General features: G+C 41.5%; 24 protein-coding genes and 1 pseudogene. All 25 read right to left on the bottom strand.

Going from position 1 to position 25,487, the window contains the following annotated elements; genetic code table 11:
* Positions 1-426: 426 nt before the first annotated feature.
* Complete coding sequence (locus DXA05_RS23165) at positions 427-2,817, bottom strand: glycoside hydrolase family 2 TIM barrel-domain containing protein (protein WP_284515669.1); 2,391 nt, start codon at positions 2,815-2,817, stop codon at positions 427-429.
* Positions 2,818-3,198: 381 nt separating this feature from the next.
* Complete coding sequence (locus DXA05_RS23160; RefSeq protein WP_004320154.1) at positions 3,199-4,749, bottom strand: sulfatase-like hydrolase/transferase; 1,551 nt, start codon at positions 4,747-4,749, stop codon at positions 3,199-3,201.
* Between the two features lie 4 nt (positions 4,750-4,753).
* Positions 4,754-5,451: pseudogene (locus tag DXA05_RS23155) on the bottom strand (aldolase/citrate lyase family protein).
* 87 nt (positions 5,452-5,538) lie between these two features.
* Complete coding sequence (locus tag DXA05_RS23150) at positions 5,539-5,853, bottom strand: hypothetical protein (RefSeq protein ID WP_004320157.1); 315 nt, start codon at positions 5,851-5,853, stop codon at positions 5,539-5,541.
* A 9-nt stretch (positions 5,854-5,862) separates the two neighbouring features.
* Positions 5,863-7,299, bottom strand: coding sequence for an aldehyde dehydrogenase family protein (locus DXA05_RS23145; protein WP_004320159.1), 1,437 nt, complete (start codon positions 7,297-7,299; stop codon positions 5,863-5,865).
* 2 nt (positions 7,300-7,301) lie between these two features.
* Complete coding sequence (locus tag DXA05_RS23140) at positions 7,302-8,723, bottom strand: sulfatase (protein WP_004320160.1); 1,422 nt, start codon at positions 8,721-8,723, stop codon at positions 7,302-7,304.
* A gap of 17 nt (positions 8,724-8,740) precedes the next feature.
* Positions 8,741-10,276: a sulfatase-like hydrolase/transferase gene (locus DXA05_RS23135; protein ID WP_072066941.1), complete on the bottom strand. Its 1,536-nt coding sequence runs from the start codon at positions 10,274-10,276 to the stop codon at positions 8,741-8,743.
* 69 nt (positions 10,277-10,345) lie between these two features.
* Positions 10,346-12,373: a beta-L-arabinofuranosidase domain-containing protein gene (locus DXA05_RS23130; RefSeq protein WP_044917879.1), complete on the bottom strand. Its 2,028-nt coding sequence runs from the start codon at positions 12,371-12,373 to the stop codon at positions 10,346-10,348.
* A 21-nt stretch (positions 12,374-12,394) separates the two neighbouring features.
* Complete coding sequence (locus DXA05_RS23125) at positions 12,395-13,534, bottom strand: mandelate racemase/muconate lactonizing enzyme family protein (protein WP_060451231.1); 1,140 nt, start codon at positions 13,532-13,534, stop codon at positions 12,395-12,397.
* Positions 13,535-13,548: 14 nt separating this feature from the next.
* Positions 13,549-14,577 (bottom strand): L-rhamnose/proton symporter RhaT, encoded by a 1,029-nt coding sequence (locus tag DXA05_RS23120; RefSeq protein WP_004320169.1) that lies wholly within the window; start codon positions 14,575-14,577, stop codon positions 13,549-13,551.
* 173 nt (positions 14,578-14,750) lie between these two features.
* Positions 14,751-15,431, bottom strand: a complete 681-nt coding sequence (locus tag DXA05_RS23115) for an ATP-binding protein (protein ID WP_229119770.1) — start codon at positions 15,429-15,431, stop codon at positions 14,751-14,753.
* Entirely contained in the window at positions 15,416-15,727 is a 312-nt protein-coding gene (locus DXA05_RS23110) for a hypothetical protein (protein WP_128859673.1), read from the bottom strand. The genes DXA05_RS23115 and DXA05_RS23110 overlap by 16 nt, the downstream gene beginning before the upstream one ends.
* A 167-nt stretch (positions 15,728-15,894) precedes the next feature.
* On the bottom strand, positions 15,895-16,371 hold the full coding sequence (locus DXA05_RS23105) for a hypothetical protein (RefSeq protein WP_085936339.1): 477 nt from the start codon (positions 16,369-16,371) through the stop codon (positions 15,895-15,897).
* 79 nt (positions 16,372-16,450) lie between these two features.
* Positions 16,451-16,942, bottom strand: a complete 492-nt coding sequence (locus DXA05_RS23100) for a hypothetical protein (protein WP_128859672.1) — start codon at positions 16,940-16,942, stop codon at positions 16,451-16,453.
* Positions 16,943-17,298: 356 nt separating this feature from the next.
* Positions 17,299-17,841 (bottom strand): hypothetical protein, encoded by a 543-nt coding sequence (locus DXA05_RS23095; protein ID WP_128859671.1) that lies wholly within the window; start codon positions 17,839-17,841, stop codon positions 17,299-17,301.
* A gap of 39 nt (positions 17,842-17,880) precedes the next feature.
* Positions 17,881-18,513, bottom strand: coding sequence for a matrixin family metalloprotease (locus DXA05_RS23090; protein ID WP_004320183.1), 633 nt, complete (start codon positions 18,511-18,513; stop codon positions 17,881-17,883).
* Entirely contained in the window at positions 18,510-19,646 is a 1,137-nt protein-coding gene (locus DXA05_RS23085) for a YqiA/YcfP family alpha/beta fold hydrolase (RefSeq protein WP_004320185.1), read from the bottom strand. The genes DXA05_RS23090 and DXA05_RS23085 overlap by 4 nt, the downstream gene beginning before the upstream one ends.
* A 126-nt stretch (positions 19,647-19,772) precedes the next feature.
* Positions 19,773-20,165, bottom strand: a complete 393-nt coding sequence (locus DXA05_RS23080; protein WP_004320187.1) for a hypothetical protein — start codon at positions 20,163-20,165, stop codon at positions 19,773-19,775.
* A gap of 16 nt (positions 20,166-20,181) precedes the next feature.
* The gene (locus tag DXA05_RS23075; RefSeq protein ID WP_004320190.1) at positions 20,182-21,672 is read right to left on the bottom strand and encodes a hypothetical protein; all 1,491 of its coding nucleotides are present in this window, start codon (positions 21,670-21,672) and stop codon (positions 20,182-20,184) included.
* Between the two features lie 11 nt (positions 21,673-21,683).
* On the bottom strand, positions 21,684-22,199 hold the full coding sequence (locus tag DXA05_RS23070; RefSeq protein ID WP_128859670.1) for a hypothetical protein: 516 nt from the start codon (positions 22,197-22,199) through the stop codon (positions 21,684-21,686).
* A 12-nt stretch (positions 22,200-22,211) separates the two neighbouring features.
* On the bottom strand, positions 22,212-22,934 hold the full coding sequence (locus DXA05_RS23065; protein ID WP_128859669.1) for a hypothetical protein: 723 nt from the start codon (positions 22,932-22,934) through the stop codon (positions 22,212-22,214).
* A gap of 15 nt (positions 22,935-22,949) precedes the next feature.
* Entirely contained in the window at positions 22,950-24,131 is a 1,182-nt protein-coding gene (locus DXA05_RS23060; protein ID WP_004320194.1) for a hypothetical protein, read from the bottom strand.
* A gap of 15 nt (positions 24,132-24,146) precedes the next feature.
* On the bottom strand, positions 24,147-24,833 hold the full coding sequence (locus tag DXA05_RS23055) for a protein phosphatase 2C domain-containing protein (protein ID WP_004320197.1): 687 nt from the start codon (positions 24,831-24,833) through the stop codon (positions 24,147-24,149).
* Positions 24,834-24,857: 24 nt separating this feature from the next.
* The gene (locus tag DXA05_RS23050) at positions 24,858-25,214 is read right to left on the bottom strand and encodes a hypothetical protein (protein ID WP_004320199.1); all 357 of its coding nucleotides are present in this window, start codon (positions 25,212-25,214) and stop codon (positions 24,858-24,860) included.
* A gap of 93 nt (positions 25,215-25,307) precedes the next feature.
* A partial coding sequence (locus DXA05_RS28075; protein ID WP_284515668.1) for a hypothetical protein occupies positions 25,308-25,487 on the bottom strand: 180 nt, incomplete at its 5' end.

Genomic DNA, 25,487 nt, shown 5'->3' with positions numbered 1-25,487 from the left:
TCAATTCACTTTTTACCTAAAGAATATAACATATGTTGTCTGACGACAATAGCAAAAGTATAAATAATTATATTACATACAAACTATTAATAGATGAAAAATAGATTATTAACATTTATTATTGGAATAGTTAAATAATAAAACAATAACAGAGAATGCTCATCTCCTGACGGGAATTCACATTCTCTGTTATACAGTGATCATTTAAACATTATTTATTTCAAGTATCACTAACCGACCATCTATAAAGATATCATGTCATACTCAAATCTTCTGTTTTTACCGCAACTTACAAATACTTAGAAGCAGAAAACGATTAGAAACTGTTTTTATTTATTATGCCTTAGTTTAAACTTCCAAAAGAATAAATAAAACCGCAAACTTGAATGTTAACATAATTATTTCTTAAGGCAAATATCATAAAAATCAATTAAATTCTTTTACCGGTATAACCAATGGTTTAGACTTTAAACTACCAGACTCATTTGTAGCTGTTATAGTTATGTCAGAAGGAGTCTTGGTGGACTGTATCATCAAAAGACAACGTCCAAATTCCGTTTTTACCATTTTTTTCTTAAATGAATCCATTTTCTCTGTCTTTCCACAGTCTGTTCCAAGGAATCGATAATCACCTGAAATAGTGAACTTTATCTCGTCGTCTACATTCTTGACCTCTCTACCTTTCTTGTCTACAAGCTGAGCCACAACATGGAGCACATCTGTATTATTGGCCGTCATCATCTTTCGGTCTGGAACGAGTTTAATAGAATACGCCTCATCAACGGTTTCAAGAGTTTCTTTTACTTTCTTTCCTTTATAAGTACCTACTGCCGTGAGTTTACCTTTTGAATAATCTGTTGCCCATTTGAAGATTCTGTCTTCCTGATCTTTCAAACTTTGTTTTCCCAATGACTTTCCATTTTGGAAAAGTTCAATTTCATCGCAATTAGAGTAAATCTCCACTATGATTTTCTCGCCTTCGCTGTAATTCCAGTGCGGATTAACATTTTGCCATACTCTTGGAGCCAATTTCCAGTAATCTTTTTTCTTCTCAACAACATTGCCATCTGCATCTTTCTTAAAAATTGAAAGTTTAGCTGTTTGAGTATATATCGCAATAACCGGTTCATCAGTCCAAAACGACTTAAACTGATAATACGATCCACGCGGAAATCCTGCCAAGTCCAAAGGTCCTTCAGGCGTAGCTTTCTGAGGCCATTGCTGTGCACGGCGTTCACCCAAATAATCGACACCTGTCCATAAGAAAACTCCTGCTATATAATCTCTTTCGATACAAGCTTTCCATTCGTACCATCTAGGGACATTCTCGGTACCCATCATAATTTTATTTGGATATTTTTCTCGCAAATAGTCATATTGCGCTGGTTTGTAACTGAAACCTGCAATATCCAATACATCGGTATATCCTGTTTCAAAACTTGAAGTAGGAAGAATAAGATTGGCTATTACATAACGTGTGGTATCCATCTCGCGTGACCATTTGGCTAATTTTGCAGCCGTTTTTCCTATACTGAAAGTCTGACGTGGATAATTACGCCAAAACTCACGTACAACTTCCGGAGAATTTGGTGGTACGGGAGTACGCCATAAAGTCCAGTCCATCTTATCGTTCCTATCCGTATTGCCAAACAATCCTGTTGCAGATCTATTACCTGGATATGTCCATTCAATCTCGTTTCCAATACTCCACTGGAATATGCAAGGATGATTGCGCGAAGAACGCATTACGTTCTTTAAATCAATCTCTGCCCATTGCTGGAAATGTTCAGAATGTCCTCTGGTAATATAATCTACTTCTTTATCGTGCATATTATATCTTTTATCTTTTGGCAAATCCCATTCATCGTAAAACTCATTTTGAACAAGAAAGCCCATTTCGTCGCACAAATCGAGGAATTCATCCGAAGCAGGATTGTGAGCTGTCCTGATAGCATTACAACCTCCAGCTTTAAGTATGGCAAGACGACGTTTCCATACATCTTTCGGAACGGCAGTTCCTACGATACCAGCATCATGATGCAAACATACACCTTTTACTTTCATATTCTTTCCATTAAGGAAAAAACCTTTGTCCTTATCAAAATGTATAGTCCTTACTCCAAATCTGGTCTCGCGATTTCCTATCGTTTCATTGCCACTAACTATATATGTTTTAGCGATATAGAGATATGGAGAATCTATATCCCAAAGTTTGGGATCGAATAGTTCTACGTCCTGATTGAGGGTAACCTTTTCGCCTGAAGCAAGATTAAAAGCTGTGCTCACTGTGGCTACTTTTTTATTATCCGCATCATAAATGTCAGTATATACTCTACCCGATTTAGCTTCAGAATAATCATTTTCCACATCTACACGAATATTAACAGAAGCTGATTCTTTATTAATTACGGGAGTCGTAATGAATGTTCCCCAAACAGGAATATGCAATTTATCCGTAATCAACATTTTCACATTACGGTAAATACCAGAACCGGTATACCATCTGGAATCGGCATATCTACTATGGTCTACCCTTACCGACAATCTGTTAATTCCATTTTCCGGTTCAATAAAATCCGTCAAATCATACCAAATGGGGGCATATCCATAAGGATGGTTTCCCAAACGCATACCGTTTATCCAAAAATCCGCATTGTTATACACGCCATCGAAGATGATATAACATTTCTGGTTTTCACTGATTTCAGTTTTGAAAATCTTAGAATACCATCCTATACCACCGGGAGTAAATGCCGTACATCCTTCGAGATTCTTGTCAAATGGTTTTTCTATTGTCCAGTCATGAGGGAGATCCAACTGCCTCCAACCTCAGGATTGTATGTAGTCAATGAATAATCATGAGAATCCGACAAAGTAAATAACCAATTATCATTGAAACTCACATATTTTTCTTGAGATGCATATGCTCCCATCCCAAACGAAAACAAAAGGAAAAGGCCTGAAAATAAATGTCTTTTCATGGTAATTATCTTTTTATAATATAATCAAGATTTTGCAAGTGGGGCACTTAATAGTTGATTGACAAGCCAACAAGGTTTCCCATACAGATACTATTTTTACATATTGCAAAAATAGCTTTCCCATCTGTATATTTTGATGAAATGAAACCTTGTCAACTTGTCTTCTTGTCAACTTGCAAAGTATAAGTTAGACTTGCAAAGTTTAAATAATAGAATTTTATTTCAATGGACGCATACACACTTTCTCAATCGTATGTATCATAGGCAGCAATGCATTGGGCTGTACTTTAGACTTATATTTAGCAGGATTATAATTTACCTTATCAGTAGATTTATAAAGATATGGTAAACCGATTGACAAAGCTGGTTCTTTGTATAATTTCATCTGTCTGATAAGTTCTTTTTGCATTCTGTCAGCTATCTCCTTGTATTTAGGATTATTATAGAAATTTTTCATCTCATCCGGGTCGACCTCAAGATCGAACAACCAAGGAGTTTCCCTGCAAGAAAGGACTAATTTATACCGTCCGTCCGTAGCCATCGTCCAATCGTTAAACGGAGAGGCTGTAGTATAAACTATTCTGTCTTGTTTGACATTCTTTTCCTTGTTTGTAAATGCCTGGGCATCATTGATACCCTCTTGCAAACCAGGAATCTGTTTCACTCCCATCAATCCAAGAATGGTTGGAGCAAAATCTACACATGTATATACAGTATTGACAATCTTGCCAGGAATTATCTTTTCAGGATAGCGTATAACAAACGGAATTCTGGCAGACGATTCATAAGGAAGTCCTTTGTTTACTCGGCTATGCTCATAAAGCATATCCCCATGATCGGCAGTAAAAACAACTATAGTATTGTCAGTCAGATTATTTTTATCAAGAAAATCCAAAATACGGCCAACGTTATCGTCTACACATTCCACCATGGCAAAATAGTTTGCCAACGCTTTCTTGTCAAACTTATCCTTGTTTACATTGTATTGTCCACCCCTGGCCCAACGCGGACGTTGGTCAGTATCATTTGTGACCATCGTTTCCGGAGCTTCATAATCAAGATTGATATATTTCTGAAGATATTCCTCGCTCGCTATATCTGGAGAATGAGGATCCGGAATGGATAACATCATATAGAAAGGTTTATTCTTGTCGCGTTCAAGCAATTCAAGACACCTGTCGGTGAGATACTCCGTAACATGGATAAATCCAGGTTTAACCGGGCCCGACCAATACGAACGGATTTTATTGGGTTGTTTTACAATTTCAAAATATTTCCAGTGACCATCATTGAACATATAAGTACGATCCATATATCCGAAGTTGTATCCTGGTTCAAAATATGGACGACCAATATTGGGAACACCGCCCAAATGCCATTTTCCAACGTATGAAGTCTGATAGCCGTCACGTTTCAACATTTCAGCATATGTAATCAAATTTGGATTCATAGGCATATCGTTAATCGGACATCCTGTAGATACAGGATAAAGTCCTGTCTGGAAAGATGCTCTTGAAGGAGTAGAAACAGGAGATGAAGCATAATACCTGGTACAGATGGCTCCTTCTTTTGCCAGCCTGTCTATATTAGGTGTCTGAACAACATTCTTACCCCATGGAGAATCGTTTATATCGCCAACCAATCTCCTGTAACATCCCAATGTATTGATGGTATGTTCATCGGTTTGTATGACAATAAGATTTGGTTTTTCTGATGCATATGCACACGAAACAACCAATGAAAGGAATGGAAATATTTTGTCTTTCATGATACTATTTGTTTACACTATCAACAATATTCTTACAAGCATTGAAATAAATTCCGCAATCTACAGAATAGGCTATATACAACACACCCTGATTACGCCAAAATTTTGCATTCTCAGCCGACTCTACAAATGTACCTACTTTAACCCCCTTGGCAGCAGCTTTCTTTACAGCTTCCTTCATTTTTTCTACTACTATAGGGTTTGTGACATCGCCCGGAACTCCGCAAGACTGGGACAAATCGTAAGGGCCGAGGAATATTACATCAAGGCCTTTCACATCAAGATTTCATCCAGATTATTGATTCCTTCCAGTCCTTCAATATGTACCAATACCATGGTACGTTCATTAGACAACTTGAAATGTTTACTTTTTTCTACATGAGTATATTCGGCAGCACGTGTATAACGGCACACCCCTCTTGTCCCTTCCGGAAAATATTTAGATGCACTAACTACGGCTTGAGCCGACTCTTTGCTGTTTACTTGTGGAACTTCCACGCCATGCGCTCCCAAATCGAGCGCACGAAGGATATTCTCATCACTTGCATCGGTGGTACGAATTATCGGACTCATTCCATGAAGCTCTGCAGCACGGATAAGATTCTGGGCAGACTCAAAACTGATTGGTCCATGCTCCATATCTATAATACAAAAATCAAAACCTGCCAAAGCCGCCTGTTCAATAAGAGCAGGATCATTCATTTTCAAGAATGGGCCCAATACTGCGTGGCCATCATTCATTTTTTGTTTTATATAATTTACAGTCATAGTGTCTTTATATTAATCTATTCATGAAAAATAATCTAATTTTACAGGTATCCCTTCTTCCTCGATAAAAGCAACAGTCATCCCAGGAACAGGAATAAAAGGACCATAAATAAGTTTAGCATCCTTAAGTTCTTCGTCCATGGACTCTACTTCGTATGCGATATGCGGCATTGTCTGAACAAGTTCGGGAAACGGACACCCCTTTTCAAAACGTAAAAATTCAATCTTATTTGGACTCGCTGCCACATCAGTACAGAAAAGATGAAGCTCATCATTGTGAGTTTCACCATCTACCGGATTTGTTACCGGTATGCCAAAATGGTGTAACTTTCTCATAAATTATAATTAAAGTGCTATTGAAATACGTTTAATGTACAGATAATCTTCAAGTGCAAGATGCGAGCAATCATGTCCCAATCCACTGTCTTTCATACCTCCATGTGGTAAATTTATACCATACTTGACACCATTGACCTGAACTTCACCACATTCTATAAATTTAGAATATTTCTGTACCCTTTCAAGACTGTTTGTAAACACATACGAAGCGAGACCTGCATCTGGAACATTCACCATAGGGTCAAGATCTTCTTCCGTATTGAACTTGATGATGGTAGCAACAGGACCAAACATCTCTTCGTTGAAACAACGCATATCAGGAGTTACATTTTCAAGAATCGTAGGATTCAGATAGCTTGTTCTTTCAGGCATACCTTCCGGTATTCCTCCAAGAGACTTTTTGGCTCCCTTGCTTACAGCATCGTCTATCAATTCCATTATGCGTTCACGAGCCTTAACATTGATGACAGGTCCCATATTTATACCTTTATCTTTACCAAAGCCGACCTTGATAGCTTTAGTTTTTTCCGTGAAACGCGACATAAATTCGTCATAAATAGATGACTGCACAAAAATACGATTAGGCGTAACACAAACCTGGCCACTGTTGTTGAATTTTAGTCCAACCATTGTATTTACTGCTTTATCCATGTCACAATCATCGAAAATCAATGCAGGAGCATTTCCGCCGAGTTCGAGGCCTAATTTTTTGATAGATGTTGCAGACTGCGCTACAAGTTTCTTTCCTGTGGCACTCGAACCAATCATGGTAAGAACTCTTGGGATAAGGCTCTCTGACATAGGAATGCTTGTATCCTTACTTGAACCTGTAAGAACGTTAATGACACCTGCCGGGAAATTTATTTCAGCACAAATCTCCCCAAACAAGTAGGCTGAAACAGGAGAATCAATAGACGGACGGATTATTATGGAACATCCTGCCGCTATTGCCGGTGCCACTTTATATGCCACATTCAAAATCGGGAAGTTCCATGCCAACATGGCACAAACCACACCTCTTGGTTCGTGAACAAGGATATTGGTATGCGACCCCTGCAAATCGGGCAATACCTGCGAACGCATTCTTAACATCTCGTTGGGATAATATTCAAGTGCATCAACTATCATGTCAATATCTTCGTCTGCCGATTCCCATGTCTTTCCCATTTCATACATCACAGCATAATGAAGTTCGTCTTTATGTGCGATAACGGCATTACGCAATTTGGCAATCCACTCGTTTCTTTCGGACAAAGACAATTTTGACCAATATTCAAAACCTTTCTGTGCTTCCTGCAAAGCCAATTCGGTATCTTCCTTTGACGCTACACAAAGTTTTGCAATACATTCGCCTGTTGCAGGGCTAATAATCTCCTTCTGCGTTCCGGCAACGCTCTCACACAAGCGTCCGCCTATATACATTTTTTTTACACCAAAATCCATAATCAATAATTTATACGTTTTCTATAATCATTTTCATATTCGGGAACAACATTAGTCTCCCAGTTTCTTAAATCTTTTTTCATTTTTTCGAAACGTTCGGGATAAACATTCTGCAAATCTGTAGTCTCACTTATATCGTCACGAAGATTATATAACTGATATTTACCTGAATGATATTTTATCAGTTTCCAATCACCGTTGATAATAGCAGCATACTGGTCTGTATTATATGCACGGAAAAAATAAAGATTACGTTCTTTCATCTTTTTTCCTTTCAAAAGAGGCATAATGCTTTCGCCGTCAAGCTCCTTGTTCTTATATTTCTTTCCTGTGGCTATTTCCATGAATGTAGGGAAGAAATCCAAAGCCTGCACTGGGGTTTGGCAAACACTACCTTTTTTAGTAACTCCCGGATAATAAATGGCAAGAGGCACCCTGATTCCTCCTTCTGCCATTGTATCATCTATCAATTTACATCCGCGAAGAGGATAATTCGAATATAGTCCTCCTTGATCAGAGAAATATATAACTATAGTATTATCTTCTATTCCACGGTCCTTAATCGCCTTCCTTATCCTGCCTACAGACTCATCAACTGCCTCAATCTGCGCTGCATAGTTTGCTTGAATGTCTGTCATTCCTTTCGCTTTATATTTATCGAACAGATCTTTTCTTCCGATATTAGGACTGTGAACATTATAATAATGCATTGAAAGCATGAACGGTTGGTCGCGGTCGTAATTTTCTATCATGCTGACAGCCTTATCTGTTAGAAAATCTGTAATATAGTCTCCATTTTTGGCTATTTTTTTCGTTGTGTCAGCACCACGCATACGGAAAAATGGAGCATAATAATTTGAAACATTTCCAAAATCGGACAATCCATAAACTTCGTCATACCCACGCTTGTCAGGCCATACTTCAGGTCCTCCCAAATGCCATTTTCCCACAAACATATTATAATATCCGCATTCTTTCATAAGTTGAGGAAAAATTGTTTCTTCCATAGGAAGCCAGTTACGCGAAGGCATATACTCGTTTAATTCCGGAGAGTTTTCAGGCCAATAAGAATATGGTTCGGTGGTACCTGCCACTTTATTGTCAATATGTCTCACCAATTGGAATCTTACCGGCTGTTTACCAGTCATAAGCGACGCTCTACTTGGACTGGATGCCGGCTGTGTGACATATGCACGTTCGAAATTCATTCCATCAGCAAATAAGCGATCTACATTCGGAGTGTTGTAATGAGGATTACGTAAACCAAGGTCTGCCCATCCCAGGTCATCAACAAACATCATTACAATATTCATTCTTTTACTTTCTGCCGATGATTTTACCGATTTGGATGCAGCCATTACATTATTGGAAACTCCTAAAAAAGCCGCTATCCCTAACGTAGTATTGCTAATTATATTTTTCATATAAATAATCTTTAAAATTACTCATCTTCCCTGCCGATTCCTGTATAATCGCGGAAAAGCTTAATAGCATGATCGTCTTCCGTCTTAACTAAATGCTTGTAAAGACGAACCCGCAAATCCTTAATAACATTTTTCAATTCTGGTTTATTTATAAGATTAACCATTTCATGCGGGTCGTTTTTCAAATCATAAAGCTCATCATCGCCACACGGATTGAAACAGTATTTATATTCCGGGGTACGAATAGCCCTTTCGCCAAACCAATGACCGTTATAATATTCGTAGAAAAAGAAAGATTCATCCGGAACATTCTTCCATGCCTCGTCACCATCGTATACCAAAGGTAACAAAGAACGGCTATCTTGATTCGACTGGCGTGGCTGAAGTCCCATATATTCTACCAACGTTTGATTTATATCAATAAGAGACACTTGGTGTTTTACCACTTCTGGTTTCGCCCCAGGCACCTTCATAAGCAATGAGATTCTCATTAATCCATCATAGGCATACGGACCTTTATCATACAATCCATGTTCGGCCAGCATACTGCCTTGATCGGATGCAAAAACTATCATTGTATTATCCCATAAGCCTTTATCTTTTATGGTCTGGAATAGTTCTCCCAAAGCTTGATCCAACATCGTTACCATTCCCATGGAATAAGCTATGGTCTTTTTCCAATCATTTTCTGTCATATGTCCTAAATCCATCCATGGCCACATTACGGAATACTGATATTCAAGGCCTTTCTTCATATCTTTCCTGTATGAAGGAGGAAGCTGTACATCCCTGTAATCATACATTTTATTCCATGGCGACGGCACCCTGTATGGCGGATGTGGATAATGGAAACTTACAGTAAGAAAGAACGGGCGCTCATCATTTACGGCTTCGTTCAAAAATTTAATACCTAAATCAACTTGTTTCTTAGGTTCACTCTTTTCGTATGTAGTCTTTAATGTGCAGTAATAATCCGGTTTTTCAGGACTATCTGCTTTATCCTTGAAGACCTTTTTGTCATAATACCTTTCTATAGCCTCGAAACTTGGCCGTTTTGGCTTGACCCTTAAACATTCATTTGCACTTCCTACATACTGGTCGACACCACGGACATCAGGAGTAACATAGCCCACATGCCATTTACCGAAATAACCCACATTATAATTCTTATCCTTTGCCCATTCATAGATAGTACTCTGCTCAATGGGCAAAGTCATATCCTTACAATGCCAAAGGTGAAGATTATCATTCAAACCGGTACGATGAGCCAAGCGTCCTGTAAACAAAGCAGCTCTTGAAGGCGACGACAGGCCTGTCACGGTACAAGCATTAGAAAAGTCTGTACCCGAATTACGCAATTCGTCCAGATTGGGAGTTTTAGCCTTGCCACCTGCATAATTTAACATATCAAAACGCATATCATCGGTAAGAATTAAAATTACGTTTTTCTTTTCCGGATGCTTAGGATCTAAAACTTTTTTTTCTGCCGCATATGTTGTTATTGCAGGTATAGACATCAAAGAAATGGCAGAAAGAATATATGAATTTTTCATTTGTATCATCTTGTTAAATATTATTTCCAACCAGGTCAAAAGGATATTCCTTTCGACCTGGACTATATATTACCATTTAGCAGGTATAAATACACTCATTTCATGTTCGCCACGGTTACTCCATGTATAATAAGGAATCAATTTCAATTTGAATGGCTTATATCCAGTTTGCAAAGGAGCATACAACTTGTTTTCATCAAATCTCTTTGTACGTACGTAAGCATCTGTGGTAAGAGTCTTTACTCCGCCAAGAAGGTCTTTTTCATATTTAACGTCAAATTTAGCATCTACAGGCAGAAGAATATCTTCAATCTTGACTTTATTAGGCAAATCTATTCCTTCCACGCAATATGTCAAAGGTCCATAAGAGACAGCAAGCTGATTGCGTACTTCTTCTACTTTTGGATTACCCTCGTTCAATATAGGTTTCATTGGCAATACAAGTTCTACCTTGTCACCAGACTTCCATTTACGATTAACCACAGCAAATACTCCAGTATTGATAGGCATATCTATACCATTTACCTTAAGAGTTGCTCCTATAGCCCATGCCGGAATACGCAATTTCAATGAGAATTCAGCATTCTTGTCACCCTTGTAATTCATTTCTATTTTATCATCCCAAGGATAATTTGTAACTTGTTCAAACCTGACATTTTTGCCATTGATTTTTGTGTCTATTTCGTTACTTCCATAAAGAGTCACAAAAAGAGAATTTTCATCTTTCGCATAAGCATAATCTTTTGTTTCAGCCAAGAAACGCACCAAGCTTGTAGGACAACAAACGCAAGTGCATTCTTCAGTCCATCTCTGATGAAAATCCAACGACAATAGCGGATGCTGCTTACCATACCAACGCAACACGTTCGTATAGAAATAACTCTTTCCGTCAAGCCCCATGGACGACAAGTTGTTATAGAACGCTTTCTCCATAACATCCAAGTACATAGGATTTCCAGTCAACATAAACAAACGCCAACTATAATATGCCCCATAAAAAGTCGCACATGTTTCATTATATGCCGTAGAATTTTGCAACTGATATGGAAAACCAAATGCTTCATGCACACATTCAGTAGCATTTCGCGGAGTTTCCGAACCACCTCTATGCACATTACCCAAGCCTCCCGTAAAAGAAGCCTTTCTATTGTACATATCATTCCAGATTGTTTCAAGGGCAACAAGTAGTTCCTTGTCATTTATTTCAGCTACATAGTCGGCGGCACCTATATACAATACCGGACCTAAAACGGCATGTCCTACAGCACGATGCTCTTTTCTAAGCTTTGTATCGTTCTGGTTTTGTGTTTTACCATTTTTATTTCCTCTACCGGTTATGAATCGGTTTGCACAATCCAAATATCGTTTTTCGCCTGTGCTACGATATAATTCCATAAGTCCCATAATTTGGGTTGGGTTGAAATCAACGTCAGCAAGTTCAGGAGTTATTTTTGCAAAATATTTATCCAGGAAATCACCAACTTTGATAGCTGCATCCAGCAAAGTGCGATCTTTTGTAACACGATAGTGCACACAGGCCAATGTCAGGAAATGACCCATATTATATGTTTCATGAAATCCTGGTCCCTTAAATCTCTGAGTATTCTTAAATGGCTTATTCCATGCACGTTCTGAACCTGTAACACCGAAACCTATCTGAGTATGTGTAGTAAAATATCCATCCTCGGCCACACTACGTGCCAGACGGGAAGCCTTTTCCTGAATAACTTTCAATAGTTCAGGGTCTTTTGTCACTGCATAAACAGCGATTTGCGCTTCAAGCCATTTAAAGTAGTCGCCATCCTGCCAATATGTACCTTTAAATCCTTTAGAGCCATCTGCTCCATCAGCCAAAATCTTGAAGTTATATTCGGAAAATTCCATGAAATATTTGTATTGGGCAGGAATAAGATTCGGCATTACCATATCAAAACGGTCTTTCCAAAAACCTTTTGTCCATTTTACTTCTCCCATATCGGCTCCACGAGCTTTAACATATGCATTCTCTGTTGCTGCCACATATGCATTCTGCTGTGCAGAGACTGTAGAACCCAAAGTATGGGCCAACATTGCTAATAATAATAATCTTTTTTTCATGATAACTATATAAAGGTTAAATTAATCATTCAACTTAAAGTAATTCAATTTATCTTCATCCACTTCTATTCCCAATCCATAGCCTGTCGGCACATCTATATATCCATTCACTGCCACATGAGGTTTAGTAATCAATTCCTCACGGATTCTGTTAGGACTGCGATCAAATTCCAAAAGCGGCTCTTTGTCGAACATACGACCCGGTGCATATTTAAGATTTGACGAAATGTGGAGATTTGCAGCTATAATGATACCTGTACCCCAATTATGTGGTGTCATCTCTACGTGATGCGTATCGGCAATAACAGATATGCGTTTTGCCTCAGTAATACCACCCGTAGTTCCTGTTTCAGGTTGTATATAATCTACACACATATTATCCAACAATGTTTTAAATCCATCAGCCCTGAATTCACATTCACCGGCAGCCAACGGAATAGTAGTTCTTCGGTGTAACTCTTTGAATCCCATATAATCATCAGGAGAGACAGGTTCTTCAAACCACATTATATCATACGGTTCAAGAGCTTTCGACAGGCGAAGCGCTTCACGGAAATTATATGCATGATTGGCATCAATTGCCAGTTTAACATCATCTCCTATTGCCTTTTTAACAGCCAACACATTCTGGATATCTTTTTCTATTCCAAGTCCGACTTTCATTTTGACGGCTGAATAACCTTGCTCTTTGTACATCAAAGCTTCTTCAGCCAATGCTTCACACATTCGGTCTTTCATACTTTCCGTGAAATACAAACCTGTTGCATAAACCTGGACCTTCTCTCTATATCTTCCACCTAACAAAGTAGAAACAGGCTGCTTTAAAATTTTTCCTTTCAAATCCCAAATTGCAACGTCAATAGCACTTATGGCAGAAAGCAAAATTCCTTTCCTTGCATAATCTATAGAACGTCTGAACATATCAGACCAAATTATATCGCTATCCAATGGAGATTTTCCAACCACCAAAGGTTTTAAAAATTCTATTCCACTCTTGATTATATTTGCCGGGCCGTATCCCTCGCCCCATCCTACTAAACCACTTTCGGTTGTAACCTTTACAATACAAATCAAACGTGAAGAATAACTAAACTGCGAGAAATAAAAAGCCTCATCCAATTGGTCGGACAACAAAAAGACTTCTATATCTTTTATTTTCATAACTTTGGAATTTATTAATTTATAAAACTATCTTTAAAAGTCAATATCATACAAGCTGCAATCAATATGACAGAAGCAACTATCATCAATAGAAACGAGTGTTTGGTGTTTTTCCATTCACCTGTCAGATACCCCCATATATTACCAAATATTAATGATAACGACAACATTACCGGCCATGTTATAACATTTCCAAGTTCACCTATAGAAACCGAGACAATTCCACTTAAACCTAAAGGCAAGAACCACAAAAAACCTGTAATTACAGCCCATACTGAAGCCGTGATACTTCCTTGTTGTTTAAAACTAAAATCACCCCAAGTCTTATTCTTACATAACAGAAAGATGGCATAACCCGCATTCATCAATAATCCTCCAAAAACAACCACAGCCCTTGCCGGTATAGAAGAAGCCGAATACGTAGCACCCAAAGATTTCGCATTGTCAATAATCGGTATCGCAGCTTCGAAACCTACATTAAGAAGAGAAGAAAGAATACCTGACGATACAACAATTACGAGTCCCTTTACCAAAGATGATTTCTGACTGTTATTCACCTTTGAGGAACCTACATTCTGTTCTTTTTCACGAAGAATTCCGGAATATGCCGAAAGAGCCACGCCAACCAACATTATAGCCACTCCTAATATCACATAAATAAACGACGGCTGATGAGTAGCCCCTTCTATGCCAAACAAAGGAATTATGGCTCCAAGACCTCCGGCCAATCCCATTACTACCCCATTGGTTATAGATATTCCAACATAAGAGACACTCATTCCAAATAAAATTCCACCAATACCCCACAAAAAGCCTAAAAGCAGTGATGTCATAATTACTTTCGAATCTGTCATTAATATTGACTCCATGAAGGAATCAAAACCTGCGTATCCCCATACAAAAGGAACGACAAGCATAGCAAACAATGAATAAATCAACCAGAACGACTCCCATGACAATGGAGACTGTTTCTTCATACCTAAGCCAAAAGACCCTTGAGCAAAACCTGCCAACAAGAGCAATACCAAACCTAATTCACTCATAAATATTATATTTTAAAATTAAACATTAATTCTTTATATGTTGTCTGATGTCGTATGCAAATATATTCCTATTTTATTATTTGCGCAAGTTTTCGTAATAAACAATCAAAATATTAATATTTACAACATTTTATAAACAACTTTTAAGTACATGACAAAAATTTGATTATTATTCATCTAAAACCTATAGTGGCGTGGCGACAGCCCTCATCCTTTGGAGAGAACTCACTCCTCACTCGCTCGAATTCCCGCAGGTCTCTGCCACTGACAGAAGGACGCTTCTTGGAAATGACTTCTTCGAGCAGAGCCTGGCTGATAGGCTGGTACTCGTCTGTGCAGCCCTTGATAGTGGCATTGAACATCTTTCTTGCCGCCGACCTCACTATGTAACTGATGTCGCTGCAGTTATAACCTTCGCTCAGCTCTGCCAGTCTGTTGATGTCTATCCCCTCATCCGAGGGAAGTTTGGAGAGTGCCAACGTGAACAGACTCTTGCGGGCTTCCTTGTCGGGCATGTCTATATACACCATCTCGTCGATACGTCCTGTCCGTAGCACAGCCTTGTCGATGCGTTCAGGATGGTTGGTCGCGGCAAGGACATATACACCACGTTCGGAGGCATTGTTGAGCATACAGAGAAACTCGTTGACCTCACTGTCATAGTGTTGGTTTGCCTCGTCACCGGAGCGTTTGGGCACCATGGCATCAAACTCGTCGAAGAACAGCAGTGTGGGTGCTTTCTTCTCCGCATCCTTGAATACTTCGCCTATCTTCTGTTGTGTTCCATGTACCCATGTACAGGCGAGGTCATCAGGCACGATCTTCATGAAGTTGATGCCTATCTCCTCGGCCATCTTCTCGGCAAAGAACGTCTTGCCGCAACCTGCAGGACCATAAAAGAGCATGGAGGGAGGCTTGATGCCATATACCTCGGCACACTTGCGTTCTTCAGTACGTTGATAAATCCCTCGGTCACAAACTCCTTCAGCTCGTTCATGCCGGCAATGTCTCCAAATCCATGACCATTGGCTTTCTTCTCTGCTACAGGCTTGTGCTCAGCCTCCTTTGCAGGGGCTGTCTGCTGTTCTGTCACCGGCTGTCCTCCGCAGATGCGGCGCAACCAATCTTTCTCGGCTTCTGACGTATGCATCTTTCTATCCTCCACTGTTTTGTTTTACTTCTATGATAAGAGAGTGGCATTTGTAACCATTCTCTATCATCTATCCCTACTTTCTGCTGAAAAAAAATATCCCTTTGGTCTATTGTGCCTGTTTGCCACATTAGCCAAGGGATATTATCATTGCATTCATGCAATCTTCAATCTTTAGGCTTTGGTGGCTGTAGTTTCCACTGCTCTACCAATCGTTTACAACCGTTTTCAATGTGTTTAGCCACACGATGATATACAGCTGCAGTCTGGTAATGAGGGTCTTCCACATTGCCGTCTTCATCAAATGCCATCTTGTTGAACAGAACGATTTTGTTCCAATAGCTATAGTCCAATACTCGTGTTATGGCATCACGGTGACGCTCGTCAAACACAATGACCGCATCAGCTGCCATCAGTTTCTCACGTGTCATAACCGTGGTCGTACCACTTAAATCATATCCCAATTCCTTCGCCACATCCACCATGGCAGCATCACGAGGATACTCTCCACAGTCCAATGTACCAAGTGAGAATACTTCGATGCCATTCATTCCTGCGTCTGCCAAGAGTTTCTTCGTCACACATTCTGCGAATGGTGACCGACAGGCATTGCCTGTGCATACAAAGCAAATCTTGTAGTTCATGTTCATTCAAAAATACGGTTTACATCAAACAAATGCTTTTTACGTCTCAGAAACTCTGCCTCATAGTCTGCGGGCAACCCTAGCATGGCAAGCTCGTCGGGAGTGATTGCTTGATAATGCTGTTGAGCCTTGCGGCAATGTCATCACAGCGGAACTCCTTTTTCTCCACATAGCGATGCCCTCTCATCTCCGGCACCTCTTCAAACGGAACGGAAGGGTGCATCACATAGTAAAGCGCAATGGCAATGTCCGTGCGGTGTCTGCCCATAGCACAGGCAATATAGAAGCCACCCTTGTCCATCAACTCGAACAGCAGCGGAAGCGAGCTAATAATCTGATGCACGTCCGTGTTCCTGCTGTCGATGGGCAGACTGTGGTATTCCAGGCCAGCCTCTACCACATTGCGGTCGTAGCGGTCGGTATGGTCAGCCGTGCGGAGGTCAATGATGACCTTTACACCGGCATCACGCACCTTTGCCAACAACCAGTTGCTGCCACGTCCCGACATAGTCCTGCCTCTCACTCCTTTGTCATAGACAGGGGCAAGGTCAACAATGGGGTATCGCATCAATGCCTCATACAGAGCATTGGGCTTGTTGACAACTGAAAGGTTGTTCGCCTCAGATTTGTTCTCATGGACGACCTTGTTTTGGGCATTCTTTCCCACATGCCACCCATCGCACCACGCGCATTTATAGACGGAGAAATGCACACCATGCTTCTCGCTCATTGCCTTGGCAGCCCTCAAAGCAACAGCTTTCGTAGGGTAAGACATCTTTTGCTTGCCGCTTCCTCGTGCCGTATGGCTATATCGGCTGAAAATGCCGAAGGCGTTGTGCGTCACGAAGATGTTTCTCCAAGCACCTTTGCGAGTCAACTGGTCATATATGGCAAAAAATAGATTCTTGATCTTCATCTCATTAATCCTCATAAATAGTAGAAATTCTTGTAATTGAATGTGGTCAAGGGTGAGTGGACATCATCCATTGCCAGCATACGTTTAGGTATCTCGCTCAGGGGGATTCTTTCATCAATCAATGCTCTCAGCCTACGGGCCAACTTCACATTCTCACGATTAAGTTCCTCTTGCGTCGTCTTTACCTGATATAAAAGAGCCTCATTTAACTCTGAAACTATCATCCCCGTAAACAAACCATGCAAGCCTTCTGCACGGGCAAACTGGTCGGCATTGCACCACACAGCCACAATGTTGCCTCCATGCTTGCGCAGATGATAAGCGTGGGAATGGCTCACGATTATCTTGTCGAACTCGTCCTTGCTGTCATCCGCACGAAAGAACAGTCCTTTGTCTGAGCCATGCCCCAGCAACATGATGCGCTCCTGTGTAGAGACATGATGCAACAAACGCCCCATCTCCTTGGTTGTGCGGTAGTCGGCAACGACTTGTGCTTCCAGCCCATCATATAGGGCTGAAAGCATCGCCGTGGTTTTGTCTTTTGGATGTATCACTAACATATGTTCTACTTATTATTTCTCCTATAAAAGGTATTATAGCTTCCAGTGTTTGGATTCCATATATTTCTTACATTTGTCGCAGAATACGTTTGTTTTGCGGAAAGGATTACCACCTTTGGCATTCTGCATCATACATTTTATATCAGGACAATGCCGCAAGCCTTGGGCATGACCTAATTCGTGGAGCATTACGCTAAACAACTGCCCGTTGCCATGAGGACGATAGGACGAGAATACCGCCACACCTGTCCCTATACCGCTGGCAAGTCCCATAATTCCGCTATGGGCACGACCTCTGAAATTATCAAGTCCGATATCCGCCTGCGTAAGTCCAACGACAATAGTTGAATCAGACTTATAATGACATAGCACCTTGTTCAGTACATCAGCCCTATATCGTTTGTGGTCATTCCTTTTAGTGGTAAGGGCAGAGTCGGGCAAGTGAATATTACCGGCCATTCTGCATTTGGGATAATGAACTCTTAAAGAATCCATCATGGCACGCTGTAAATCTACATTGACTGCGCCCAACGTATATACACAAACAACAGGCACAACAGATTTCTGCTCTGTTGTTGATGTAGATACAGGGGTACTCTTCTTGCAGCTTCCCAATATCAGGGATAGCGCACACAGCAATATGATGTCAAATATTCTGTTGTTCATTTTGCGACACATCTATAAATCAGCGGTACAAGAACGTCCTCTATTACCCTGTCATCCATACGGTGCTCGCCACTGAAGTGGATTACTTGATTATAGTATTGCAGGAACAAAGATTCTCCATTCACCTGCTGGTCGTTGTCGGCAAACATCCCCCATACCTGCTTGCGGTCGGCCTCGGTAATCCCTTCAAACTGATGCTCTTCCATCTCCGCATGGTTGTGGATGATTTCTGGGGTAATCTCAAAATGAGTAGTACCATCCTTTCTCGGCTTGAAGTATTCATGTGTGCCAACCGTGAGCATCTTGCTCTTCTTCGACATCTCGAAAGCGGGATTCACACAGATGCGGTTATATCCACGCATCTGCTGTGCATACATGCCTCCCATGCTGGTGCCTACGACGACATCCGGCACTTCGTTCATACACAGCCCTCGCAAGAAGGGCAGAGCCTCGGCAGGGTCAACGGGTATGTCGGGAGCAACGACATCAAAGTCTGACAACAGCTCTCGTAGAGTCTTTACCGTTCCGCTGGCAGCCGACGAGCCGAAGCCATGAAGATACATGAGTTTCTTCCTTCGGATAGACTTCTCCTCCAGTTCCTTTGTCTTATCCCGAAGGTCATAGCTGTCGCGCATGTTCATCAAGATGTCGCAGAATTCAGCAGGAGTAAGTATCGTTTTATAGGAACTCGGCTCACCGCTTGTATGAACGAGTTTGATGCCACGAGTCTGCATCAGTGCGGCACGAAACCGTTCACTCTGTTCAAACATCGCCTGATAGGCACGGCGTATGATTCGCTGATACTCTTCGCTTTGGCGGTCTATTGCCTGCCCCTTCCACCACACAATCTGGTCAGTCTGCCACGATGTGACGCTCATTTTCCGAGCATTGCCGCCCTTCATGCTGCATATCTGCCGCTGCTTGTCGAGTTCCTTCCTCTTCAGAGATTGCAAGAAACCCTCCATACTGCTGCACACCATTCCGTCGAGGCGGAAACCGTTGCTGCACAAATTGCTGAGCACATTGGATGGGTACAAACCATTGGAACGTATATCCAGCGTGTTAGTTTCTGGATTGTACATATCCTTCAGTTCGTGTCCATTCCGTGTGGTAGCCATATAATTTTCTTCCATTTTTCAATTCGATTTTTCAGTCACATTACTTCTTGGAGTAGTAAAAGATGCTGTAGTAACCTGTTTTCTATCACAATAGACCGACGTTTTCTATAAGTTAGAAACAGTCGGATGCTTGCGTTCATATCACATGCCTATATCGATTATTGCATCAGCATTTTCTTGCGACTGATCATAGTTATCCAAATCCTCATCGGTCATCAAATCTATTTCGCTTGGGATGTTTCTGACATCAAACCAAGTGATTTGGTTTTGACCGCAGAGGATGTATATTTCTCCGTCATCATATTGCCTTGCGCCATATACTGGTCCTCTAACGACACACTCAGTTACCAACTGGTTGTCTCTGACTGCTGAAATCCGTGCAGAGTCGTCTGCTAATTGCAGCCAATAGTAAGCCGTGTTGTTTATCGTGGCTATACTGTCACCCCATTCAGAAGTATTCTCTTCCTGCTGGTGGCCGCCCCCACAACCTATAAGGGTGATGAAAGCAATGAAAAGCATTATCAGGTTCTTCATCTTGCTTCGGTTTAACTCATTGCTTCAATAGTGTTTCTATGCTCTTTGCCAACTCATTCAACTCCTCATGTTGTGGTGTACTTTGTCTTGCGGTCTTCAGGTCAATATTGTATAATACCGTGCTGTCACGCTTCACGTCATAGGAGTAATGGAGTACATGAAAAGTGTCACCATAGCGCACAACAGAGTCGGTTGCAAACTCCCCGGAACGAAGAGTCACCGAGTCTTCCGATATATACGGTTGGTCTGAGTAATCATAGTATGAGTTAATTCCGTTTCTCGTCATCTTGACGTGAGAAAGAGGAATCTCCGCCTTGAACTTATTGGTAACACGTATTTCCAACCTGTCTCTGTGACCATAAGCATTCCTGTCACAATATTTATCAAGTATTTGACAGATACTGTCCTGTAGATTCGGGTCGCTGATATTTGATGTCATCATTTTGTTTTGATATACATTATACAAAGTATAGCATCCGTTATTTCTTAGTTCATAGATTCCCAATGGGCGATTGCGTGAATTATGAACAATGTTGTCATATATAGGTTCGACAAGTATGCCGTATCTGTCCCGCAAGCCGACCTTGTCCGTATTAGTGTCCTTGATATAGAAAATGCCTCTCAATGGTTCCAACGTATATAACCCTCGGCGACCATATTCTATACAGGCGTATTGATTATAACCAATTGCCAAGGTTGGGAGGAGTATTCCCAAATATACGGTAGCCAATATGCTTATTCCTGCCAATCCTAGCTTACCAAAAGTGCGCCAACATACGTAAGCAACCATTGCTATACTGGCAACGAGCATCCACACGCGCCACATCCCGGCATAGCGTTGGGCATAGAAGAATAGTACCATAGCAGCTACCATCATCCAAAGTTTGCCGACAACAGGATTCTTCTCTGTTGTATCTTTACAGGAAGTCATATATCTGGCAATCAGATATAGACTGAGAGGCGGCAGGACGACACAAGCGAAACGACACATTCTCATGTCCATGGCAAGCCCTGCATATAACGCACAGATGGCAATCAACATCAGTTGGCAATAGGCCTTTGTCCCTTTGTCCTTCCAGAGAATCGCTCCCAAAGCATCCTTCCAAGTCAAGGTAGATGACTTCATTGTTTTCCTGATAAGTCCAACAATATATACAGCTATCGGTCCCAAGAATAGCCATGCCAACAATATGCATTTTATAATGTTATGGGTCAAGTGGTCATTGTTTATACCCATAACGACAAACGGCAAATCAGCGAAATCACCCGTTGTCCTCATAACCGGTCCCTCAACAGACAGCAAGGCAAACAGAGCCGAGAAAACTGTCAATGGAATCCAACTTCGTTTCTCCCCACGATAAAGGGTGAAGGAGAGAATGATTCTCATCACGACTGTGACTACCATAAGAAAATGAGTTGGTAATGACCACCAACTACAGTTTGCCAATGCAACAAACAGCCATAAAGAACAGACGGCCAAATCAAGCCAAAATACTTTTTGCTTCATTATATTCGTATTTACTTTTTGTTTAACCACTCAATCAATTCATTCGCTTTGTCTGACACCATTGCAGGCGATGCCGGCAGCTTATGCTTTCTCTGCACGACCATGCTGACAGCATACTTCGGCTTGTTGGCAGGGAAGCAGCCTACAAACGTGAATGTCTGCTCCGTTCCGTCATCAGCCACATTATATACTCCTCCAAGTTCCAAGTCCTTCGGTGCACGCTTATGTTGTATGCCTTCTTCCTTGAACATTCCGATGGCAATTGCACGGATATTGCCGCGTCTTTCCGCAGAGACGTTCACGGAATCCAAATGGAAGATATTGTTGAACACCGTAGCCAGTTCCAACGCATTGGTGTTCTTTGTCTGGTCAGTAGCGTACTTCCAATAATCCATGCCGTCAGGCAAGGTCATCATGGCGTGATACATTCCAATTCTCGACTTGTTGAGCAGAACCTGTCTGTATGTCAACATTCCGTAACCACCTCTGCGCCAATTATGGTCTCTTATCCGCACGCTGTCGTTCAACACAAAAATACCTTATCCTGTATCGACGCTGTCCTCCAAAGATGTTTTTGACTGGGCGAGGCAGTCGGCAGCCACGAAAGGCATATATGTTTCCGAACTGCAAAACCTTTTAAGAAGAGGAGCATACACAATGTCACCCTCTACATTCTCCAATGCTCCCCATGTCAAGACATCACCTGTCCTTACGTCAATGACCGACACCTGTCCTTGGATTCCATCAATAGCCGCCATGCATTCACTCAGCACGTCATAACTCCTCGCCGAAATCAATGAGTCTATGGCAGGAAAGTCTTCCACTTTCCCCACGAGTCTTGGATTGTCGGCAAACGCTTCCATTTTCGTGTTGTCATTCATATTGATGCCGATTTTTCCGCATTGCAGCCCTTTCTCATAGTAGAAATAGCAGAAGCACATACCGTCTTCTGGTTGGAAATAGTGGGAATACTCGATGTATTCCATATCCACAGCCGTGACACTGTCGTTCTTCTCACGGTCATAGATACCATACTTCCCATTCATGGAGACGATGACGTAACGTGACTGGATCAAACTGTCCATCCTCGCCTTGTCTTCTTCCGAGTCATAATCCGATTTAAACTCTTCGGCAAGTGCCACGGAATCCACTTCAACGGAATCTACCCAGACCGAATCCGCCCCCTTCTGTGCAAAGACATCAGCTCCAATCACCGAGAGGAGCAATGCCAAAACCATTGTCATTCGTTTACTCTGTCTCATAATCATTATCTTTCTTTAATCTTCAGCTTCTTCACTTTCTTTATCCTCCTTATCGTCACGACCGGATAAGTAGGTGTGCTTCTCTATCACAGCTTCATTGCCAAACATATTCTGTCCGAAGCGGTTGATGTTCACCCTGCCCCCAATTGCTGCCGCACAGTTCATGGCAAAAACATCATTAGGATTTTTCTCAATCCTCTTCAGACAGGTCTGATAGCATTTCTTGCGCATATCGTTATAGATGCTGTTGGGAATGGATGAATCACGGGATATTCCGCCATAGCAATATTGATACAGACATCGCCATATAATCCAAATGTTGTTAAGACAAGGGTTGTATTTGCCGCTGTCCATTAGCTTCTCCGCCACAGCCACAATCCACTCGTCTTCAAGATCTGCTTCCGGACTGTCTGCCCAATTTAGGAACAGGGAGCATTGCTCGTCAAAAGTGGAACAGTCATTCAAGCTAGTCAGCATCATTTCCACTCTTTTGTCTGCCTCAACCTGCTTGTATAGTTCAAGAGTTGGCTTTGTCGCATCAGTCAGTTCCTTGGTCATGGCATTCAAGGAATCGACAAACTTCCCCTCATCAGTGAAATACTGATAGGACTTGGCTTCAATCTTGTTGCCAAAGGCAATCAACAGATCCATGGAATGTTCGTCTTCGCCCCATTCTTCTGGAGAACGCTTCATCATAATGACGATGCTGTCCTTGTAAATCTTGGCAGCCTTACGGAGTTCTTTGTCCCTGATGCAATCTTCGCTAATAGCCTTGATGCCGGCAACAACGTCTTTTTCTTCAGCAAGTTCAAAACCATCACATCCTCTCAGCCACAACTCGTGATTGCTCCACACGTTGAAAGCCAACAGGCAAGAGTTGTAGAACACCTCTGCATTGGAAAGAAACGGTTGTTTGCTTGCGGCATATTCCGGCAATTGCAGGGCGAATGCCGTATCACTCACAATCTCGTATTCGAGAACATTGTCTGCCGCATCCTGTCCATAGAAGGCAGCAAAGAGGTCAAAGTCCGTGCTGTCTTCCTTCGCACTTGCGTATTTGTCATAAATATCGATTATGTCTTTGAGACTGACGGCATCGTCATTCTCAAAGCATCCACGATACTGCGTTCCCATTTCTTTCTTGCAGCCAGTCATTGTCATCAACAATGTCATGGCAATAATACCAAACCATTTCATACTATCTGTCCTATCTTATTCTTTTACCTCAATCAAGACTGCCGTATAGTTGTCATCGCCCTGCTTTTCGCACATGAAATCATAAACATCAAGAATGTCGGCAAGCGGCTTTTCATCCATCATCCTTGCCAACAGAATGTCTGGAGCCATGCTTTTGTACAAGCCATCGGAGCAAAGCAACATTCTGTCGCCTGCCTTCAATTTGAACTGTACTATGTCCGGGACATCTGCCTCATGATGATAGGAGAAAAAGCAACGGTCAATGACCTCCCAGCCATAATCCAAACGCACATGGTCCTTCGTCTGGTAGAGCAGCCCTTCATTAGGACGCTGCAAATAGCATCTGCTGTCACCCACATGGGTAATGGTCACGGTGTCGCCCTCAATGCTTGCCATCACCATCGTCGTTCCCATTTGGCAATGGTTTAACGAGTTGGCTTTCTTGTCAAGTGCCCTCATGGCATGGGCGCAGGCCTTTTCCACCTTTGTCTTACTGTCAGGCTCGTCCGTATGTTTTTTCCAGTAATCCACAATGGCATCTGAAACGGTCTCGCTTGCCACTTCTCCCATGGCGTGACCTCCCATGCCATCGCAGACCACTGCCAACCAACGGTTACCGTCCTCACCATTTACGATACGGAAAGCGTCTTCATTGTTCTGACGCTTTCCCGTTTCACTGATTGTAGCGTAATGTATCTTCATATTATTCAATTATACAAATTGTCGTCATCGCTCATCTCCCATTTCTGTCAACAGCACATCATGACATATATCGCCCTGCCAATAAGCCATTGGATGAAGTTCGCAATTCAGCTTATTGTAGTTACCATGTCTTTCCACCTGATTCAGTATGCGTAGTTTCTCGTCTATCTCCTCTAGGCTTTTAGCGAAAACCAGATTGGTAAAATAACGATTCTCATACATATAGTCCTCGCTGTCAAAGCAAGGATAGAGTTGTGAGTCTTCGCCCACATACACACCATCCTTTGGCATTCGCTTCCTTGCGTGTTCTATCATTTCTTTCACACCATTGAAAGATGCTCCCAAGACCTCAATGGTCTCATTGTTCTTAAACCGCTTCATAATCGTTCGTTTTAATATGATGAATAATTCTTATGACGAGAGGCAGGAACATCAAGCCCCCACCTCTTTATGTCATAGCCTTATAATACCCTTCTATTTATGACAACTCTTTTTGTGTCCACAATGCTTGCAGTATGCTTGTTGCCATACATCTCCATTGGTGATGGGAGAGAATCCCGAACAACTACAACCTACCGTTCCTGTACAATGTTTCCCTCGAAATGTAACATTAGAACGATTGTAAGCGCTGTCGCTTTGAGGGCAGACCCACGT

Source organism: Bacteroides sp. AM54-2NS (assembly GCF_003602935.1).
In the GTDB taxonomy this organism is placed as follows: Bacteria; Bacteroidota; Bacteroidia; order Bacteroidales; family Bacteroidaceae; genus Bacteroides; species Bacteroides xylanisolvens.
This window is presented reverse-complemented; position numbering and strand designations above follow the sequence as displayed.

Excerpts from the sequence above, each read along its gene's own strand:
- DXA05_RS23160 (WP_004320154.1), bottom strand. The coding sequence starts at position 4,749 with ATGAAAGACAAAATATTTCCATTCCTTTCATTGGTTGTTTCGTGTGCA.
- DXA05_RS23150 (WP_004320157.1), bottom strand. The coding sequence starts at position 5,853 with ATGAGAAAGTTACACCATTTTGGCATACCGGTAACAAATCCGGTAGAT.
- DXA05_RS23145 (WP_004320159.1), bottom strand. The coding sequence starts at position 7,299 with ATGGATTTTGGTGTAAAAAAAATGTATATAGGCGGACGCTTGTGTGAG.
- DXA05_RS23140 (WP_004320160.1), bottom strand. The coding sequence starts at position 8,723 with ATGAAAAATATAATTAGCAATACTACGTTAGGGATAGCGGCTTTTTTA.
- DXA05_RS23135 (WP_072066941.1), bottom strand. The coding sequence starts at position 10,276 with ATGAAAAATTCATATATTCTTTCTGCCATTTCTTTGATGTCTATACCT.
- DXA05_RS23130 (WP_044917879.1), bottom strand. The coding sequence starts at position 12,373 with ATGAAAAAAAGATTATTATTATTAGCAATGTTGGCCCATACTTTGGGT.
- DXA05_RS23125 (WP_060451231.1), bottom strand. The coding sequence starts at position 13,534 with ATGAAAATAAAAGATATAGAAGTCTTTTTGTTGTCCGACCAATTGGAT.
- DXA05_RS23120 (WP_004320169.1), bottom strand. The coding sequence starts at position 14,577 with ATGAGTGAATTAGGTTTGGTATTGCTCTTGTTGGCAGGTTTTGCTCAA.
- DXA05_RS23115 (WP_229119770.1), bottom strand. The coding sequence starts at position 15,431 with ATGGCCGAGGAGATAGGCATCAACTTCATGAAGATCGTGCCTGATGAC.
- DXA05_RS23110 (WP_128859673.1), bottom strand. The coding sequence starts at position 15,727 with ATGCATACGTCAGAAGCCGAGAAAGATTGGTTGCGCCGCATCTGCGGA.
- DXA05_RS23105 (WP_085936339.1), bottom strand. The coding sequence starts at position 16,371 with ATGAACTACAAGATTTGCTTTGTATGCACAGGCAATGCCTGTCGGTCA.
- DXA05_RS23090 (WP_004320183.1), bottom strand. The coding sequence starts at position 18,513 with ATGAACAACAGAATATTTGACATCATATTGCTGTGTGCGCTATCCCTG.
- DXA05_RS23085 (WP_004320185.1), bottom strand. The coding sequence starts at position 19,646 with ATGGAAGAAAATTATATGGCTACCACACGGAATGGACACGAACTGAAG.
- DXA05_RS23080 (WP_004320187.1), bottom strand. The coding sequence starts at position 20,165 with ATGAAGAACCTGATAATGCTTTTCATTGCTTTCATCACCCTTATAGGT.
- DXA05_RS23075 (WP_004320190.1), bottom strand. The coding sequence starts at position 21,672 with ATGAAGCAAAAAGTATTTTGGCTTGATTTGGCCGTCTGTTCTTTATGG.
- DXA05_RS23065 (WP_128859669.1), bottom strand. The coding sequence starts at position 22,934 with ATGAGACAGAGTAAACGAATGACAATGGTTTTGGCATTGCTCCTCTCG.
- DXA05_RS23060 (WP_004320194.1), bottom strand. The coding sequence starts at position 24,131 with ATGAAATGGTTTGGTATTATTGCCATGACATTGTTGATGACAATGACT.
- DXA05_RS23055 (WP_004320197.1), bottom strand. The coding sequence starts at position 24,833 with ATGAAGATACATTACGCTACAATCAGTGAAACGGGAAAGCGTCAGAAC.
- DXA05_RS23050 (WP_004320199.1), bottom strand. The coding sequence starts at position 25,214 with ATGAAGCGGTTTAAGAACAATGAGACCATTGAGGTCTTGGGAGCATCT.